Source organism: Aquitalea sp. FJL05 (assembly GCF_003852595.1).
GTDB classification, from domain to species: Bacteria; Pseudomonadota; Gammaproteobacteria; order Burkholderiales; family Chromobacteriaceae; genus Aquitalea; species Aquitalea aquatilis.
Genome location: NZ_QAJS01000001.1, coordinates 196,354 through 210,465 on the forward strand (window position 1 = coordinate 196,354; position 14,112 = coordinate 210,465).

13 protein-coding genes are annotated in these 14,112 nt (G+C 61.6%); 4 read left to right on the plus strand and 9 right to left on the minus strand.

The genetic code is table 11. The features are described from left to right. The first annotated feature begins 40 nt into the window (after nucleotides 1-40). A complete protein-coding gene (locus tag DBR44_RS00885) occupies nucleotides 41-400 on the plus strand; it encodes a LexA family transcriptional regulator (RefSeq protein ID WP_124641137.1) in 360 nt (119 codons plus the stop codon). A gap of 79 nt (nucleotides 401-479) precedes the next feature. Here the strand turns inward: DBR44_RS00885 and DBR44_RS00890 are convergent, their stop codons facing one another. Then, entirely contained in the window at nucleotides 480-1,010 is a 531-nt protein-coding gene (locus DBR44_RS00890; RefSeq protein ID WP_124641139.1) for a protein tyrosine phosphatase, read from the minus strand. Nucleotides 1,011-1,348: 338 nt separating this feature from the next. On the opposite strand from DBR44_RS00890, the gene DBR44_RS00895 reads away from it, so the two are divergent. Continuing rightward, complete coding sequence (locus DBR44_RS00895) at nucleotides 1,349-2,611, plus strand: transporter (protein ID WP_124641141.1); 1,263 nt, start codon at nucleotides 1,349-1,351, stop codon at nucleotides 2,609-2,611. Nucleotides 2,612-2,622: 11 nt separating this feature from the next. Then, on the plus strand, nucleotides 2,623-3,957 hold the full coding sequence (locus DBR44_RS00900; protein ID WP_124641143.1) for a sigma-54 dependent transcriptional regulator: 1,335 nt from the start codon (nucleotides 2,623-2,625) through the stop codon (nucleotides 3,955-3,957). 32 nt (nucleotides 3,958-3,989) lie between these two features. Here DBR44_RS00900 and DBR44_RS00905 read toward each other — a convergent pair whose 3' ends face one another. From DBR44_RS00905 to DBR44_RS00925, 5 genes are all read right to left on the minus strand, one after another. Next, a complete protein-coding gene (locus DBR44_RS00905; RefSeq protein ID WP_124641145.1) occupies nucleotides 3,990-4,667 on the minus strand; it encodes a hypothetical protein in 678 nt (225 codons plus the stop codon). Between the two features lie 47 nt (nucleotides 4,668-4,714). Beyond that, a complete protein-coding gene (locus DBR44_RS00910; protein ID WP_124641146.1) occupies nucleotides 4,715-5,419 on the minus strand; it encodes a C39 family peptidase in 705 nt (234 codons plus the stop codon). A 116-nt stretch (nucleotides 5,420-5,535) separates the two neighbouring features. Beyond that, nucleotides 5,536-6,345, minus strand: a complete 810-nt coding sequence (locus DBR44_RS00915; protein ID WP_124641148.1) for a hypothetical protein — start codon at nucleotides 6,343-6,345, stop codon at nucleotides 5,536-5,538. 64 nt (nucleotides 6,346-6,409) lie between these two features. Next, nucleotides 6,410-7,003, minus strand: a complete 594-nt coding sequence (locus DBR44_RS00920; protein ID WP_124641150.1) for a hypothetical protein — start codon at nucleotides 7,001-7,003, stop codon at nucleotides 6,410-6,412. Between the two features lie 29 nt (nucleotides 7,004-7,032). Continuing rightward, nucleotides 7,033-7,440, minus strand: a complete 408-nt coding sequence (locus tag DBR44_RS00925; RefSeq protein WP_124641152.1) for a hypothetical protein — start codon at nucleotides 7,438-7,440, stop codon at nucleotides 7,033-7,035. A gap of 403 nt (nucleotides 7,441-7,843) precedes the next feature. On the opposite strand from DBR44_RS00925, the gene DBR44_RS00930 reads away from it, so the two are divergent. Then, a complete protein-coding gene (locus tag DBR44_RS00930; RefSeq protein WP_158613532.1) occupies nucleotides 7,844-9,463 on the plus strand; it encodes a methyl-accepting chemotaxis protein in 1,620 nt (539 codons plus the stop codon). Between the two features lie 28 nt (nucleotides 9,464-9,491). On the opposite strand, the gene cadR is transcribed toward DBR44_RS00930, so the two are convergent. The 3 genes from cadR to DBR44_RS00945 form a co-directional block, all read right to left on the minus strand. Continuing rightward, nucleotides 9,492-9,923: a Cd(II)/Pb(II)-responsive transcriptional regulator gene (cadR, locus tag DBR44_RS00935; protein WP_124641156.1), complete on the minus strand. Its 432-nt coding sequence runs from the start codon at nucleotides 9,921-9,923 to the stop codon at nucleotides 9,492-9,494. 281 nt (nucleotides 9,924-10,204) lie between these two features. Continuing rightward, a complete protein-coding gene (locus DBR44_RS00940; protein ID WP_124641158.1) occupies nucleotides 10,205-11,548 on the minus strand; it encodes an HD-GYP domain-containing protein in 1,344 nt (447 codons plus the stop codon). A 112-nt stretch (nucleotides 11,549-11,660) separates the two neighbouring features. Continuing rightward, complete coding sequence (locus DBR44_RS00945) at nucleotides 11,661-13,955, minus strand: YgiQ family radical SAM protein (protein WP_124641160.1); 2,295 nt, start codon at nucleotides 13,953-13,955, stop codon at nucleotides 11,661-11,663. Nucleotides 13,956-14,112 lie beyond the last annotated feature (157 nt).

The window sequence follows — 14,112 nt, forward strand, 5'->3', positions numbered from 1 at the left end:
TCTGCTATATTTGATTATGTACAATTTCAAAATTGCTGCCATGACCACCACGCTCCCCTGCCATACCGCGCCATATGCCATGCCCTCACCAGCGCTACTCCCCAGCGAGCGCAGCGGGCTGTTTTGCCTGCCCATGCCAGACCAGGCACTCGCCGGTGCCGGCATCGAGGCCGGCAGTCTGCTGGCGGTAGATGGCCAAGGCAGCCCGGTACAGGGCTGTCTGGTAGTGGCTGCCGTCGACGGCGAGCTGCTGGTGCGACGACTGCAGCGCAGTGGCAGCCGGCTGCAATTGCTGGCGGCACACCCGGACTACCCCCTGATCGAACCCAGCTACGAGCAGGACTTCGCCATCTGGGGTGTGGTGACCGAGCCCAGCGCGCCTGCAGCAAGACCAGCCTAGCGGCCATCGCAGCGCCTGGAAGGTGTTCACGATCCAGGGAACGAAGGGTCAGGCAGGGCGAAAGGGAGTGAGCAGGCTGTTACGGCTTTTTATGTTGTGCCTTGTCCAGCACAGCCGGCAGATAGCCTTCTACCTGGCGCAGCATCTCCTGGTATACCGCCAGCGGCTTGCCCCAGGCATCGGCGACATCATCCGTATTACCGCTGGCGTATTCGGACAAGGTAAAAGTCTTGCCTTTGGCTTCGGGAAACAGCTCCAGCACCTTGGCCTTGTGTTTGGCGGTCATGGTAAGAATCAGGTCGGAGTGGCGTACATCATTGGCATTCAGCTGTGCGGCATGGTGGGCCGACACGTCGATGCCACGCTGCAGCAGCAGGCTGGCCGCATTCGCCTCGGGGCTGCTGTCGTAGGGGTCCATGTCGACCGCTCGCGAAATCACCGCGATGGGCAGCTTCTGCTGCTCGATACGCTGCCGGGCCAGTGCCTCGGCCGTCAGACTGCGCCCGGTATTGCCGGTATCGACAAAAGCCAGCTTGAATGGCTCGGCAGCCGCGACCAGCCCGCTAGCCAGCAACAAGAGCATGCCTGTTAATGCAATCAGCTTCCTCATCGTTTACTCCCTGTCATCAAGCTTGTTCATCATGAATGCGCGCCAACTGGCGCTGACATGCACAGCAGCTGTGCCATTGCATTGTTCCCGCCATGTTGCCGCTGATTATTTCGCACTTTCACGCAGCACAGTCAAATTCAACTTGTCTTGGCCATGTGCTCGACTAATATACAATACAAATAAGTTACACAAACTACAGTTTAAATAAATAACATCAAGTCGGGCCATGCAATGCATCACTCACCCCATCAGGTGATCGGGAAGCACCGGCATGCCTGCCCCGTCTTGGCCGGTATTGATCCTTGCCCAGCCCGCACCTGTGCTACAAGGAAATGATCATGCCGCTGCCGCGCCCTACCTATTCCGGCGTCAAACCACTGCTGTTAACCGCGCTTGCCCTGGCTTTTCCATTGCAGGCACAGGCTGAAATCAGCCTGGAAAGCCTGCAACAGCAAATAAGCGCCCTGGCCCAGACCAATCAGCAACAGGAAAGCCGTATCCGCCAGCTGGAAAGACAGCTGGCCAGCCTGCAACACGGTAGCAATGCCGCCAGTGCCGCCAACAACCCGGCCAGCAGTGAGTCCCCAACTGCAGGTAGTGGAGCGGTGGCCGCAGGCAATGGACCGGCGTTGCCAGTCGTCAGCGAAGTGCCCAAGAGCGTGGAAGACATCTATCAGGAAGCCAGCGGCTTTGCTGCCGGCAAATTCTCCATCGAACCCAGCTTTACCTACACCCACTACGACACCCGCGAGCTGGTGCTGAACGGGTTTCTGGCACTGGATTCGATTTTTCTGGGCAATATCAATCTGGACAAGGTGGTCAGCGACAGCGTCACCCTGGGCCTGACTACGCGCTACTCACCCAGCCCGCGCTGGCAGCTGGACGTGGACATCCCCTTCGTGGCGCGTGATGCCACCTACTTTTCCGGTGGTGCCGGCGGTGCCGCCAACAGCGTGTCGCAAGGCTCGGTGCGGCAAGGACCGACGCTGGGCGATGTCAGCTTTGGCGTGGGTTACAAGCTGGTGGAAGAAAATGCCGACTGGCCGGACATCGTGTGGAGTGTGCGCGCCAAGGCCCCCACCGGGCGCAATCCCTACGGCATCAAGCTGGTGCAGTCAGCTAGCAACAACAATCTGTCCATCCCCGACCGCCTGCCCACTGGCAACGGCGTCTGGGGCCTGAGTACCAGCCTGTCCTTCGTCAAGACCGTAGACCCGGCCGTGCTGTTTGCCAGCCTCAGCTACACCCATTATCTGGATGGCCACTTCAGTGACATCAGCCCCACCGCTGGCGTTACCCAGCCGGGCGATGTGCGCCTGGGTGACAGCTGGAGCTGGGGAGCCGGCATCGCCTTTGCCCTCAACGACAAGCTCAGCCTGGGCCTGTCCTATTCACAGCAGATGGTGCAACAGGCGCGCATGCGCCAACAGGGCAGCAACTGGACCGACGTGATCGGCAGCAGCGCCAATGCGGCCAACCTGAACCTGGGCCTGACCTATGCCTTCAGCAAACGGCTCTCCATCATTCCCAACCTGTCGCTGGGCATGACGCCGGACAGCCCCAATTACGCATTTTCGGTGAAGTTTCCCTACCGTTTTTAACGGAGTCGGTCATGCAAGCAAACAAGACGCTGCTGGCAGTGGGGTCGGATGCCCTGCTGCCAGTACTGCACGCGCTGCGCCAGCAGCATTGGCACATCATCCATATCCACGATCCGCAGCAGTGGAAAGCACAACGCAGCCCCCGCTGCAGTGCCGGGCTGCTATTACTGGACAGCAAGCTGCTGCGCAAGAGAACGGCGCTGCAGCAACTGGCCAGCGAGCTTGATCTGGAGTGGCTGCTGCTGACCGAGCGCGCCCAACTGGAACAAGCGGCCGTGCGCGCCTTTATCAACGACAGCTGCTATGACTACCACTGCCTGCCCGTTGAAAATGAACGGCTGGCCGTCACCCTGGGCAGGCTGCACGGCAAAACCCTGTTACGCCGCCGCAGCCAGCACGAACAGACCGAGCAGGAGCCGCAACAACTGGTGGGCGAGCACCCTAGCATCCGCCGCCTGCGTCAGGAAATCCGCCGGCTGGCCCGGGTGAATGTCACGGTGATGATTACCGGTGAGTCCGGTACCGGCAAGGAGCTGGTGGCGCAACTGATCCACCAGTACTCCGACCGCGCCGACGGCCCCTTCCAGGCGGTCAACTGCGGTGGCCTGCCCGTCAACCTGGTGCAGTCCGAGCTGTTCGGCCACGAACGCGGGGCGTTTACCGGCGCATCCAGTTGCCGCATCGGGCGCATCGAAGCGGCGCAGAATGGCACGCTGTTTCTGGATGAAATCGGTGACATGGCAATAGAGGCACAGGTCAACCTGCTGCGTTTTCTGCAGGAAGGCACCATAGACCGGCTTGGTGACAACCGCAGCCGTAGCATCGATACCCGCGTGCTGTCGGCCACTCATGTCGACCTGCCGGCTGCCATCGGCAAGGGGCGCTTCCGCGAGGATCTGTACTACCGCCTGTGTGTCTGCCAGCTGCAACTGCCCGCGCTGCGCGAACGGCGCTCGGACATTCCGCTGCTGGCACAACACCTATTGCAGCAGAGCGCCAGTCGCCACGGCATTCCGTTCAAGCGGCTGTCTTACGAGGCGCTGGCAGCCATGCTGCAACACGACTGGCCGGGCAATATCCGTGAAATGTCCAACCGCATCAGCCAGGGTCTGGCCATGGCCAGCGGCCGGGTCATCCGCCCGCAAGACATGGGCCTGGGCAGCAGCATGCTGGCACCACTAGACAATGGGCTGGAGGCAGTCCGGGAAAGGGCGGAACGGGAAGCGCTGGCCACTGCGCTGCAACTGAACAATCACAACAGCAGTCAGGCGGCACGCACGCTGGGCATTTCCCGCGCCACGCTGTACCGCCTGCTGAAGAAATACGAGATGAGCGCCGTCGAATAAGCGGGCGGCGTCGTAGCGCAGATGAAGATGACTCAGCGCACGCCGGTGCCGGACAGCATCAAGCGGTTGGGAATGCTGAAGCCGAAACCGGCGGCCTGCGGCTGCAATACCAGCTGGATACGCAGGCTATTGTCGGTACTGATGCCGCTGCCGTTAATGCTGGAAAACTGCAGCAACTGCCCCTGGCCCAGCATCTGACCAATGCGCCCCGTACTCCCCAGATCGATATTCACCGCCAGTTGGCCGCTACCCAGTGAGCTACTGCCACTACCCGCCTGCCAGCCGGCCGGCATCTGCAGGCTGGCCGTGCCGTCACGCCGGATGTCGATGCTGGTGCTGTTGCTGGAACGGTTGCCATTGCCGGCTTGCTGATTAAGCTGCACCACGCCTTGTACCGATGCCAGCCCGCTAGTCGGCGCTGTCGCCGCCGACGTCGTTGCCGTGCCATCGCCATTCAGGGTGTAACGGCTGATCACCGGCACCGCGCCGGTCTGGGCCGTCAACTGCAGCCCGGCCCCTTGCACCACCCCAGCCTGGTTCTGCCAGGTAGTCAGCATCTGCACGCCGAAGCGCACGATCTGCCCGGCATCGATATAACGACCACGCAAGCTGTCCAGCACGCCGTCGTCTACATACGCCAGCATGGCTTGCGCCGGCACGCTGGCAGTCAATGCCAGCAGTACCGGCACTGCCCTGGATAAGATACGCACGCTATGCTCCCGGTCGTCGCCGGCGGGGCTGTGCCCACAGGCCGCAACTATAAGAAATCACTGTAGATAAAGCCGTACTCCACTAGGTCGGCCGGCTGCACCGGCTGCATGCCATTCATCAACTGCCGCGCCGACAACAGGCTGGGCGGTTGCCGCAACGGCCCTTGTGGCTGGTAGCCGGGGCCGGCCACCGCCAGCAACACGCCATTCCACTGCCGTGCAAACTCCGCCATAGCCACCGCGCGGTTGCCAAGCGCCGGGTCCGCTACATAAACCGTGTCGCGGGTCGCCATTTTCAGGATGACAAAGTGTTTGTAGCCATTGATGTCCAGCATGATCAGCGCCGGAATGCGCAGCGCGGGCAAACGCTCCGGGCCGCTGACAAAACCGCTGGCCCGCAGGCCCAGCGTATTTACATAGTGCTTCATGTCCAGCATGGAAAAACCCTGCTGGCGCACCACATCGGCATTGGCTCCGGCCAGCATGCCGGCGATGACCTGCTGCTCGTCGATATCGCGGCCAAAGCCATAACGCAGCAAGGTGGCCAGCGCCGCCGCCCCGCAGCTGAAATCGGTATGTTGCTCCACCACATGGGCAAAACGCATTTCCCGCAGGCTGTGTACCTGCTTGTAGACATTGCCCTCGCCGGTATAGGCCGGCACGGCCAGGTCTGCGGCCTGGGCAAACTGTTCGCCACCCGGACAGGCCAGGCCCAGCAGGATGGACAATAGCAAGCGGATAGTGGTTTTCATGGCAAAAGCCGGCAGCGTGGCCTGACGACTGCGCTGCCGGCGTCTCCTGGCTTAGAACCTGCTCACGATCTGCGAGACGCGGGTGACCCCGCGTTCGCTAAATCGTGAACACATTCTTAGTGGGTGGCCGCAACCGACAGGCTGTTAACCTGCTGATTGGACAGGCCGGCAGCATTGTTGACGCCGACATTGCCGCTGATGCCATTCACCGAACCGGAAATGCTGGCGGTGGCATTGAGCGGGAAGAAGGTGGTCACCGAAGTACCCTGATTCACCTGCATGCCACCGGCCGAGGCGGTAGCCAGCACGGCAGCGCTGGCCGAGGCCAGGGCGACATCATTTTTCTGCTGGTTGCCAGCACCGGCGGCGTTGTTCACCCCGGCATTACCCTGGATGTTGTTCACCGAGTTGCTGAGGCTGGCATTCATGTCATTGGAGGTGCCGCGCATCGGCTCGGCAAAGGTGTAGTTATTGCCGTCGTTCAGCTGCTCGAAGGAGGTGGAAGCCGCAGCACCGCTGTGCTTGCCGGAAGCCGAACTGATCGCCACATTGTTAGCCTGCTGATTGAAGAAACCAGCAGCATTGTTGACGCCGGCATTACCCTGGATATTGCTCACGCTGCCAGTTACCCCCGCATTGGCCGGATCGGTCACATTCAGCTTGTTGCCCAGATTTTTCTGCACGTCGTTCACGCGGGCACTGGCCAGGGCATCGGCCTTGGGATCAAACACCTCGTACACGGCGATGCCTTCCAGATAGGCGGTGCCGGTGACGTTAACGTCGGTATTGCTATAGGTATTGGACAGATTATTGCTGATCCTGGTCGTCGTGGTGGACGGCGGAGCCGGCGGTTCCACGGCATGCGCTACGCCGAACACACCAACAAGAGCGACGAAAAGCACTTTTTTCTGCAGCATTGCGGTCATGATTGTTCTCCTAGCGATTTGCTTGAATACCGGCTCCGCCACGGCTGGCCAGAACCGGCACTGCTCACGGGTTGGCCCATTGCACGGCCACGACATTGACAGCCAGGTTATGGCTGCCAGCAATCTGGTTAAGCTGCACCAGCCCCCGGCTTCCCTGGAAAGCTGCTGCGGATAATTCGGTTATCTGTCCGGTATTGGCGGCAGCCCCGGCGACGGGTGCTGCCGCTGCGGTCGTGCCGGCCAGCACGGCATCCTGCACCGCCGCCGGCAGGTCACGGACACTGGCCTGTGGCCGGGCGGCCTGCGCCAGGCTGAAGGCATTGAGTGACTGGTTGGCATTGCCGGCCGTCTGGTTCACGGCCAGCAATCCCTGGCTTCCGGCAAACGACGCACCCACAATGCTGGCGCGCAGGTTTTGCTCCGCCACCGCCTGGGTGCTTCCTTGCTGCTGCGGCAAGCTGATCCGCGCCTGTGCCACCCCGGCGGCTAAGGCCAGCGCCTGCAGATTGCCTTGCTGATTGGCCGTGCCGGCTACCTGGTTCACCGCCAGCACGCCCTGTGCGGCCTGGCCGCTATCGCTTATCAGTGCCAGCTGGTCGGCCTGGGCCAGTGCTGCACACAGCCCGCTTGCCAACCACAACATCTGCGTGATGTGCATGACTTGTCTCCTTGCCACTGCTGGCCCGTTCATGGGTGCAAAGCCGATTGCAGCAGATGCCCCATTCCCACACCGGATAGTGCCGCGTCCGCCATGCCGGCTGGCGGCTTGCCATTAGCACCGCCAGCTGCCATGCCAGACCAGGCAGACTGCCCATCCAGCACGACCACTGGCGAACGCAAGGCCGGGTCGGCCATCACCGCATGCGTGGCTGCCAGCAAGGGGTCGGCCAGCTGTTGTGTGACGGTGGGTACGCTACTGGACGGTGAAGTCGAAACCCGGCTGACGTCCGGGCTGGGATCGCCATGACGGATGGCTGGGCGGGCCGGCACTTCACGACCGACCACCATCTCGCCCTCGCCCTGTGCCGCAGCCGAAGCCAGCAGGCTGCCCGCCAGCAAGGCCGGAAAAACGCGGCGGAATAATGTGCTGTCCATGCTGACCACCTGAGGGCTGGGGAATGTCCTATTCATTGCAGAAAGCGTGCCAGACCACCCATACCCGCATGCCATAAGGGAATTCGCGCGCGGACGCTGGCGGCGGATCGCGCAACTGTCTCGCCACTGCGACAGAAAACGGGGGCTGCCGGGTAAGCGCCACGCCTGGCCTGCGCGATGTCACCGGGAAAGGGGGCCCTGCCAACAGCCACGGGCCTGCCGTGCGGGCTGAGGGCGGGCAAAGCGTCTCAGACTTGCGACAAGCTCACGCGTCACTACCCTGTCACCGCCGGCGATGCACCAGTCATATAAAAGATGGCTTGTCACATGCTGGCTGCCAGCTATAACGGAACAGGCAAAGCAGAAAGTCAGCAACAGATAGCCAATGGGAAAAGGGGAAAACATGAATATTTCACAACGCCTGGCGCTCACGCTGGGCATCGCCCTGCTTGCCCTGCTGGGCATAGGTGGCTTCGGCCTGTATGAACAGAGCCAGGCCAATGAGCGCTTCAACTACCTGAAAGCCAACACTTTCCCCAGCATTGCCGCACTGCAAGATGCTCAGGATGCACTGACGCAGTCGCGCACCGGCACCTACCGCCATGTCATCGACCACGACGACGCGCAAAAGGAAAAGGATCTGCAGGCTATCAGCAGCAATGATCAGCGTTTTGATGACATGCTGGCCCACTATGAAAAAGAACTGATTTCCAACGAGGGCGACCGCAAACTGCTGGAACAGGACCGCAAGCTGATACAGGAATACCGCAGCGCCCGCAACGCACTGCTGCAGCTCTCCAAAGAACACAAAACCCAGGAAGCGGAACAGGCCATTGTCGGTGGCCCCATGCGCGCGGCCACCGCAGCGCTGAACAAGCAGCTGACAGAGCATGTGAAATTCAACTACCAGTACGCTGACAAGCTGTCGGAAGAAAATACCCTGGCTTACAAGCAAGCCATCATGCTGTCGGCGGCCATTATCGGCCTGTGCCTGCTGTTATGCGGCGTGCTGGGCGGCACGCTGTTCATCCATATCCGCGCTAGCCTGCAAAGCATTCGTAGCGTGATGCAGACGGTATGCGAATCGCTGGATTTCCGCCTGCGGGCACCGATAAAGAGCAAGGACGAAGTAGGCGAAACGGCCGCCGCCTTCAATGCCCTGCTGCAACAGTTGCAAGGCAGCTTCCAGAATATTCGCCAGAGTGTGGAGTCGGTGGACCAGGCCATCGAAGGCATGGCGGCCAATACCTCGCAGATCGCCCGCAGCTCGGAAGTACAGAGCGAGGCCGCTTCGGCCATGGCTGCTGCCGTTGAAGAAATGACGGTCAGCATCAACCACGTGTCAGACCGCGCCCAGGAAGCCAGCAGCCAGACCAGCGCCGCCGGCAGCACCGCCACCCAGGGCGGCAAGGTCATCCTGGCCACGGTGGAGGGCATTACCCAGGTATCGACCTCCATCCGCAGCGCGGCCAGCCAGATCAACCAGCTGAAAGAAGACAGCCAGACCATCGCCACGGTCATGGGCATCATCAAGGACATTGCCGAGCAGACCAATCTGCTGGCGCTGAATGCCGCCATCGAAGCCGCCCGTGCCGGTGAGATGGGCCGTGGCTTTGCCGTGGTGGCCGACGAGGTACGCAAGCTGGCTGAACGCACAGCCAAATCCACCACCGAGATTTCCTCGGTCATCAGCAAGATGCAGCAAGGGACGCAGGACGCGGTCAGCAGCATGCAAACCGTGGTGGAACGGGCCAATCGCGAAGCGGACGGCGCGCGCGAAGCCAATATCGCCATCGGCCAGATCCAGAACAACACCCAGCAGGCCATGGGGCTGGTGCATGATATCTCCGGCAGTATTTCCGAGCAGACCAGCACCAGCACTACCATTGCCCAGCGGGTGGAGCAGATCGCGCAAATGGCCGAAGAAAACTCCTCGGCGGCCAGCAGCTCGGCCGATGCCGCACGCGAACTGCACCACCAGGCCAGAAGCATTCTGCAAACCGTGGCGCAGTATCAGGTATGAGACAGTAAAGTGCCGGCCGGCCCGCCACTCAGCCCAGATGGGTGTGGCGTTCCGGCCGGGCGCTGGTTTCCATCTCCGCCAGCCCCTGCAGAATGCCGCAGGCGTCCACACCCTGCTGCTGCTGACAGCGCTGGCGCAGGGCATCCAGTTGTTGCTTGAGCTGCAGCAGCTCGGCAATACGCTGGTCCACATGCTGGATATGCGCGTCCAGCAATTCGTTTACACCACCACAGTCGCCCCCGGCCGTTTCCATCAGCGCCAGCAGCTGGTGGATTTCCTCATGAGTCATGTCCAGAGCCCGGCAATTGCGCACAAAGCGCAGCCGCTCCAGATGGCGCGAGCCATAACTGCGGTAATTGTTGGCGGCACGGTCAGCCGTCGGCAGTAGCCCTTCCTTCTCGTAAAAACGCACCGTTTCCGTGGTGCAGCCCGCGTGACGGGCCAGATCGCCAATTTTCATCCCACCCTCCCAGGCTAGGGCCTGTTAATACTATGTTTTCTGCGGCGCAGGCCCTGAAAGGTTGTCAATGCAAGGCGGAGGGTGCAGCGCTTGGTGGCCCCAAGCGCAAATCCGACAACGCAGCAGTGGCAAGCTGGTCGGGCCTGCCCTGCGGGGCGGATGTTGAGCGGCGCACTGCCTTGTCAAACCGCGCTGGCAGGGAATGCCCTGCGGCGCGCAGTTTTTCGCGCATTGCATCCCCTCAACATCCGCCGCCGTGAAAAAAATAGCGTTAACAGGCCCTAGTCCAGCTGTCCTTCTGCACGCAAGACCTGGCTTAGCGCCTCGAAGCAGTGCGGGTCGATGGCGCTGTGCAGGTTCTGCCGCATGATGTCCAGCGTTTTGTCCACCGGCGTGGCCGGATGGTAGGGGCGCTCGGCATTGATGGCATCGAAAATGTCGGCGGTGGTGATGATGCGGGTTTCCAGGGTAATGGCATTGGCAGCCAGGCCGCGCGGATAGCCCTTGCCGTCCAGCCGTTCGTGATGGGCTGAAGCCACCTCGGCGAGTTCGGCAAAGATGTCCATCCGTCCCAGAATGGCGTGGGTATAAGCGGCATGCCGTTGTACTGCGGCCCATTCCTCGGCGTCCAGTTTGCCTGGCTTGTCCAGAATGCTGTTGCTGACGCCCAGCTTGCCCACGTCGTGCAGCAAGGCACCGCGTTTCAGCCAGCGGCGGCGGGCATCGTCCATGCCCAGCGTGGCGGCAATACGGTCGGCGTAATGGCCTACGCGCTGGCTGTGACCGGCCGTGAAGGGACTTTTCGAGTCGACCACCTGACCAAAGCCTTCGGCGATCTCATCCAGATAGTCTTCATCCACCTCGACGTGATGCTGGGCTGGTTCCAGTGCCAGTACCGCCTGATCCACTGCATCGGATTCCAGCACCTGCCAGAAGGCGTCGTCGCGGGCTACGCTGGCAAAGCAGGCGACCAGCTGCGGGTCGAACCAGCCGCCGGCTCGGCTGCTGATTTCCGCCAGTGCACCATCGCGGCCGCTGGTGATGTGGAACACATCAATCACCTGCGCCAATAGCGCAATGCGCGCATTGAGCGGAATGGCCTCGCCCTGCAGGCCCAGCGGCCGGCCTGAGCCATCCCAGTGTTCGTCCAGCGACTGGATGCCGCGCGCCACCTTTTCGTTGAAACGCAGCTGGCGGGCGATGTCGGCACCACGGTGGCAGCGGGTGTGGATCAGTTCGTCGGCAATTTCCTTGCCGTTGCGCATGATATTGACGATGGAGGCTAGCCGGTCGGCCCAGCCGGCGTGGCGGCCGGTATGGCTGAACACAAAGCCCAGCTTCTGCGGCAGGCTCTGGCCTATCCGTTTGAAGTCCTGTTTGAACTGCCGGTCGTCAGTGAGATAGAGCTCGCTGATGCGGGCGGCATTGCTGCTGCAGCCCAGGTCTTTCAGCAGAATGGCGTAGTACAGCTCCCATTGCGACTGGCTGTCCAGGCCGATGGCGCGGCCGATATGCATGCCGATCCAGCAACTGCGGACGCAATGGCCCTCGGGTTGGCCTTCGGTGATATCCAGCGCATAACTGAGCGAGCCCAGCAGTTCGGCCAGCTTGAGTGAGGCGCCCATTGTGCGTGTCCTGTTTATAAAGCCTGACTGTACTTTAACTGGCGCTGGCGGATTTGCCCAAGAAAAACGGCATCGTCATGGACAATGCCGTTGCTTGGTCGGTCCGCCTGGCTTAGCGTTTGGTCTTGTGGCGGCTATTGCCGCTGCCCGCCGTGCCGGTGCCGGCCGGTTTGCTGCCGGGCTTGGCTCCGGGGCGACCAGTGGCTTGCGGGCGGCCGCCGAAGGGCTTGGCCTGCGGTGTGCTGGCTTTGCCACTGCCCGTGCGCGGCTGGCCCGGTTTGCCACTGCTTTGGCGTGCGGCCGGCGCACCCAGGCGGTGGCGGATGGCGGCTGATTTGTCACCCGGCGGGGTGGGCGGGATCAGGCAGTGCTTGCTGTGGCCGATCAGGTCGCTGCGGCCCATATTGATCAGCGCGTCGTGAATGATCTGCCAGTTGTCCGGGTGGTGGTAGCGCAGGAAGGCCTTGTGCAGCTTGCGGCGGTAGCCATCGCGCACCACGTCCACCTTTTCCGAGCTGCGCGACAGGCGCTTGAGCGGATTGCGCCGGGTATGCCACATGGTGGTGGCCATGGCCATCGGTGTCGGGGTGAAGGTTTGTACCTGATCCAAGCGGAAGTTGTTCTTCTTCAGCCACAGCGCCAGATTCATCATGTCCTCATCGCTGGTGCCAGGGTGGGCGGCAATGAAGTAGGGGATCAGATACTGCTCTTTGCCAGCCTGGCGGCTGAAGCGTTCGAACAATTCTTTGAACTTGTCGTAAGCGCCCATGCCCGGCTTCATCATCTTGGACAGCGGGCCGTCTTCGGTGTGTTCCGGGGCAATTTTCAGGTAGCCGCCCACATGGTGCTGCACCAGTTCCTTGATGTACTCGGGCGAGCGCACCGCCAGGTCGTAACGCAGGCCGGACTGGATGTTGATCTTTTTCACGCCGGGCAGGGCACGTGCCTTGCGGTACAGCTGAATCAGATGGCTGTGGTCGGTATTCAGGTTTTCGCAGATGTCCGGGAACACACAGGACAGCTTGCGACAGGAGCGCTCGATATTCGGGTCCTTGCACGACAGGCGGTACATATTGGCGGTCGGGCCACCCAGATCGGAGATGTGGCCGGTAAAGCCCGGGGTCTTGTCGCGGATTTCCTCGATCTCGTGCAGGATGGATTCTTCCGAGCGGCTCTGGATAATGCGGCCCTCGTGCTCGGTAATCGAGCAGAAGGTACAGCCACCAAAACAGCCGCGCATGATGTTGACCGAATACTTGATCATCTCCCACGCCGGAATTTTGGCATCGCCGTAGGACGGGTGCGGATTGCGGGCGTAGGGCAGGCCGTAGACGTGATCCATTTCCTCGGTGGAAAGTGGAATCGGCGGGGGATTGAGCCACACATCGCGGCTGCCGTGCAGCTGTACCAGCGCGCGGGCGTTGCCGGGGTTGGATTCCAGATGCAGGGTGCGGCTGGCGTGGGCATACAGCACCGGATCATGTGCCACGGCTTCATAAGCCGGGATGCGGATGACGGTCTTGGCACGTTGGGCGCGGCGTTTGGCCAGGCGCTCTTCGCGCGATTCGATGCGGATGACCTGCGGCGCAGACGGGTCGATACCTGCAGTCGCTTTCGCAGCCTGCTCCGGAATCTCCTCGTAGGGATTCAGGTGCGGATCGACATGGCCGGGCAGGTCCACCACGCTGGAGTCCATTTCCTGCCACTCATCATCAGGCCGCCAGCCTTGCTGCACCACAAATGCCGTGCCGCGCACGTCGCGCATTTCACTGAGTTTTTCGCCCTTGGCCGCGCGATGGGCAATTTCCACCAGCGCCCGCTCGGCATTGCCGTACAGCAGGATGTCGGCCTTGGAGGTAATCAGCACCGACTGGCGCACCTTGTCGCTCCAGTAGTCGAAGTGGGCGATGCGGCGCAGGCTGGCCTCGATGGAGCCGATCATCACCCCCACGCCAGGGTAGGCTTCGCGGCAGCGCTGGGCGTAGACGGTAACGGCACGGTCCGGGCGCTTGTTCGGTTCGGCATGCGGGGTGTAGGCGTCGTCGGAGCGCGGACGACGGTCAGCCGTATAACGGTTGATCATCGAGTCCATATTGCCGGCGGTGACGCCAAAAAACAGATTGGGCTTGCCCAGCGCACGGAAGGGTTCGGCCGATTGCCAGTCCGGCTGGGCAATGATGCCGACGCGGAAGCCCTGCGCTTCCAGCAGACGGCCCACCAGGGCCATGCCGAAGCTGGGGTGATCGATATAGCAGTCGCCGGAAATCAGGATGATGTCGCAGGAATCCCAGCCCAGCTCGTCCATTTCGGCGCGGCTCATCGGCAGGAAGGGCGCGTTGCCAAAGCGGCTGGCCCAGTACTTGCGGTAAGAGGTGATCGGTTTTGCGGCGGCTGCTAGTGTCGTCATGCTGATGGAATGCGGTAGTGGCGCTGGTGTGCGAGCAACCCGGCATTATGCCGCACTTTTTGGGTTTTATCACTATAAACAGTTGTTTTTTATGGTGAATTGTCGTGCTGCAAGTAGGGCTTAGTCTGACGGAGGCTTTTGCTTGGGAATCAGCAGC

Coding starts and splice junctions, on each gene's coding strand:
- DBR44_RS00930 (WP_158613532.1), top strand. CDS start 7,844: ATGAATATTTCACAACGCCTGGCGCTCACGCTGGGCATCGCCCTGCTT.
- DBR44_RS00900 (WP_124641143.1), top strand. CDS start 2,623: ATGCAAGCAAACAAGACGCTGCTGGCAGTGGGGTCGGATGCCCTGCTG.
- DBR44_RS00945 (WP_124641160.1), bottom strand. CDS start 13,955: ATGACGACACTAGCAGCCGCCGCAAAACCGATCACCTCTTACCGCAAG.
- DBR44_RS00915 (WP_124641148.1), bottom strand. CDS start 6,345: ATGACCGCAATGCTGCAGAAAAAAGTGCTTTTCGTCGCTCTTGTTGGT.
- DBR44_RS00940 (WP_124641158.1), bottom strand. CDS start 11,548: ATGGGCGCCTCACTCAAGCTGGCCGAACTGCTGGGCTCGCTCAGTTAT.
- DBR44_RS00895 (WP_124641141.1), top strand. CDS start 1,349: ATGCCGCTGCCGCGCCCTACCTATTCCGGCGTCAAACCACTGCTGTTA.
- cadR (WP_124641156.1), bottom strand. CDS start 9,923: ATGAAAATTGGCGATCTGGCCCGTCACGCGGGCTGCACCACGGAAACG.
- DBR44_RS00885 (WP_124641137.1), top strand. CDS start 41: ATGACCACCACGCTCCCCTGCCATACCGCGCCATATGCCATGCCCTCA.
- DBR44_RS00890 (WP_124641139.1), bottom strand. CDS start 1,010: ATGAGGAAGCTGATTGCATTAACAGGCATGCTCTTGTTGCTGGCTAGC.
- DBR44_RS00910 (WP_124641146.1), bottom strand. CDS start 5,419: ATGAAAACCACTATCCGCTTGCTATTGTCCATCCTGCTGGGCCTGGCC.
- DBR44_RS00920 (WP_124641150.1), bottom strand. CDS start 7,003: ATGCACATCACGCAGATGTTGTGGTTGGCAAGCGGGCTGTGTGCAGCA.
- DBR44_RS00925 (WP_124641152.1), bottom strand. CDS start 7,440: ATGGACAGCACATTATTCCGCCGCGTTTTTCCGGCCTTGCTGGCGGGC.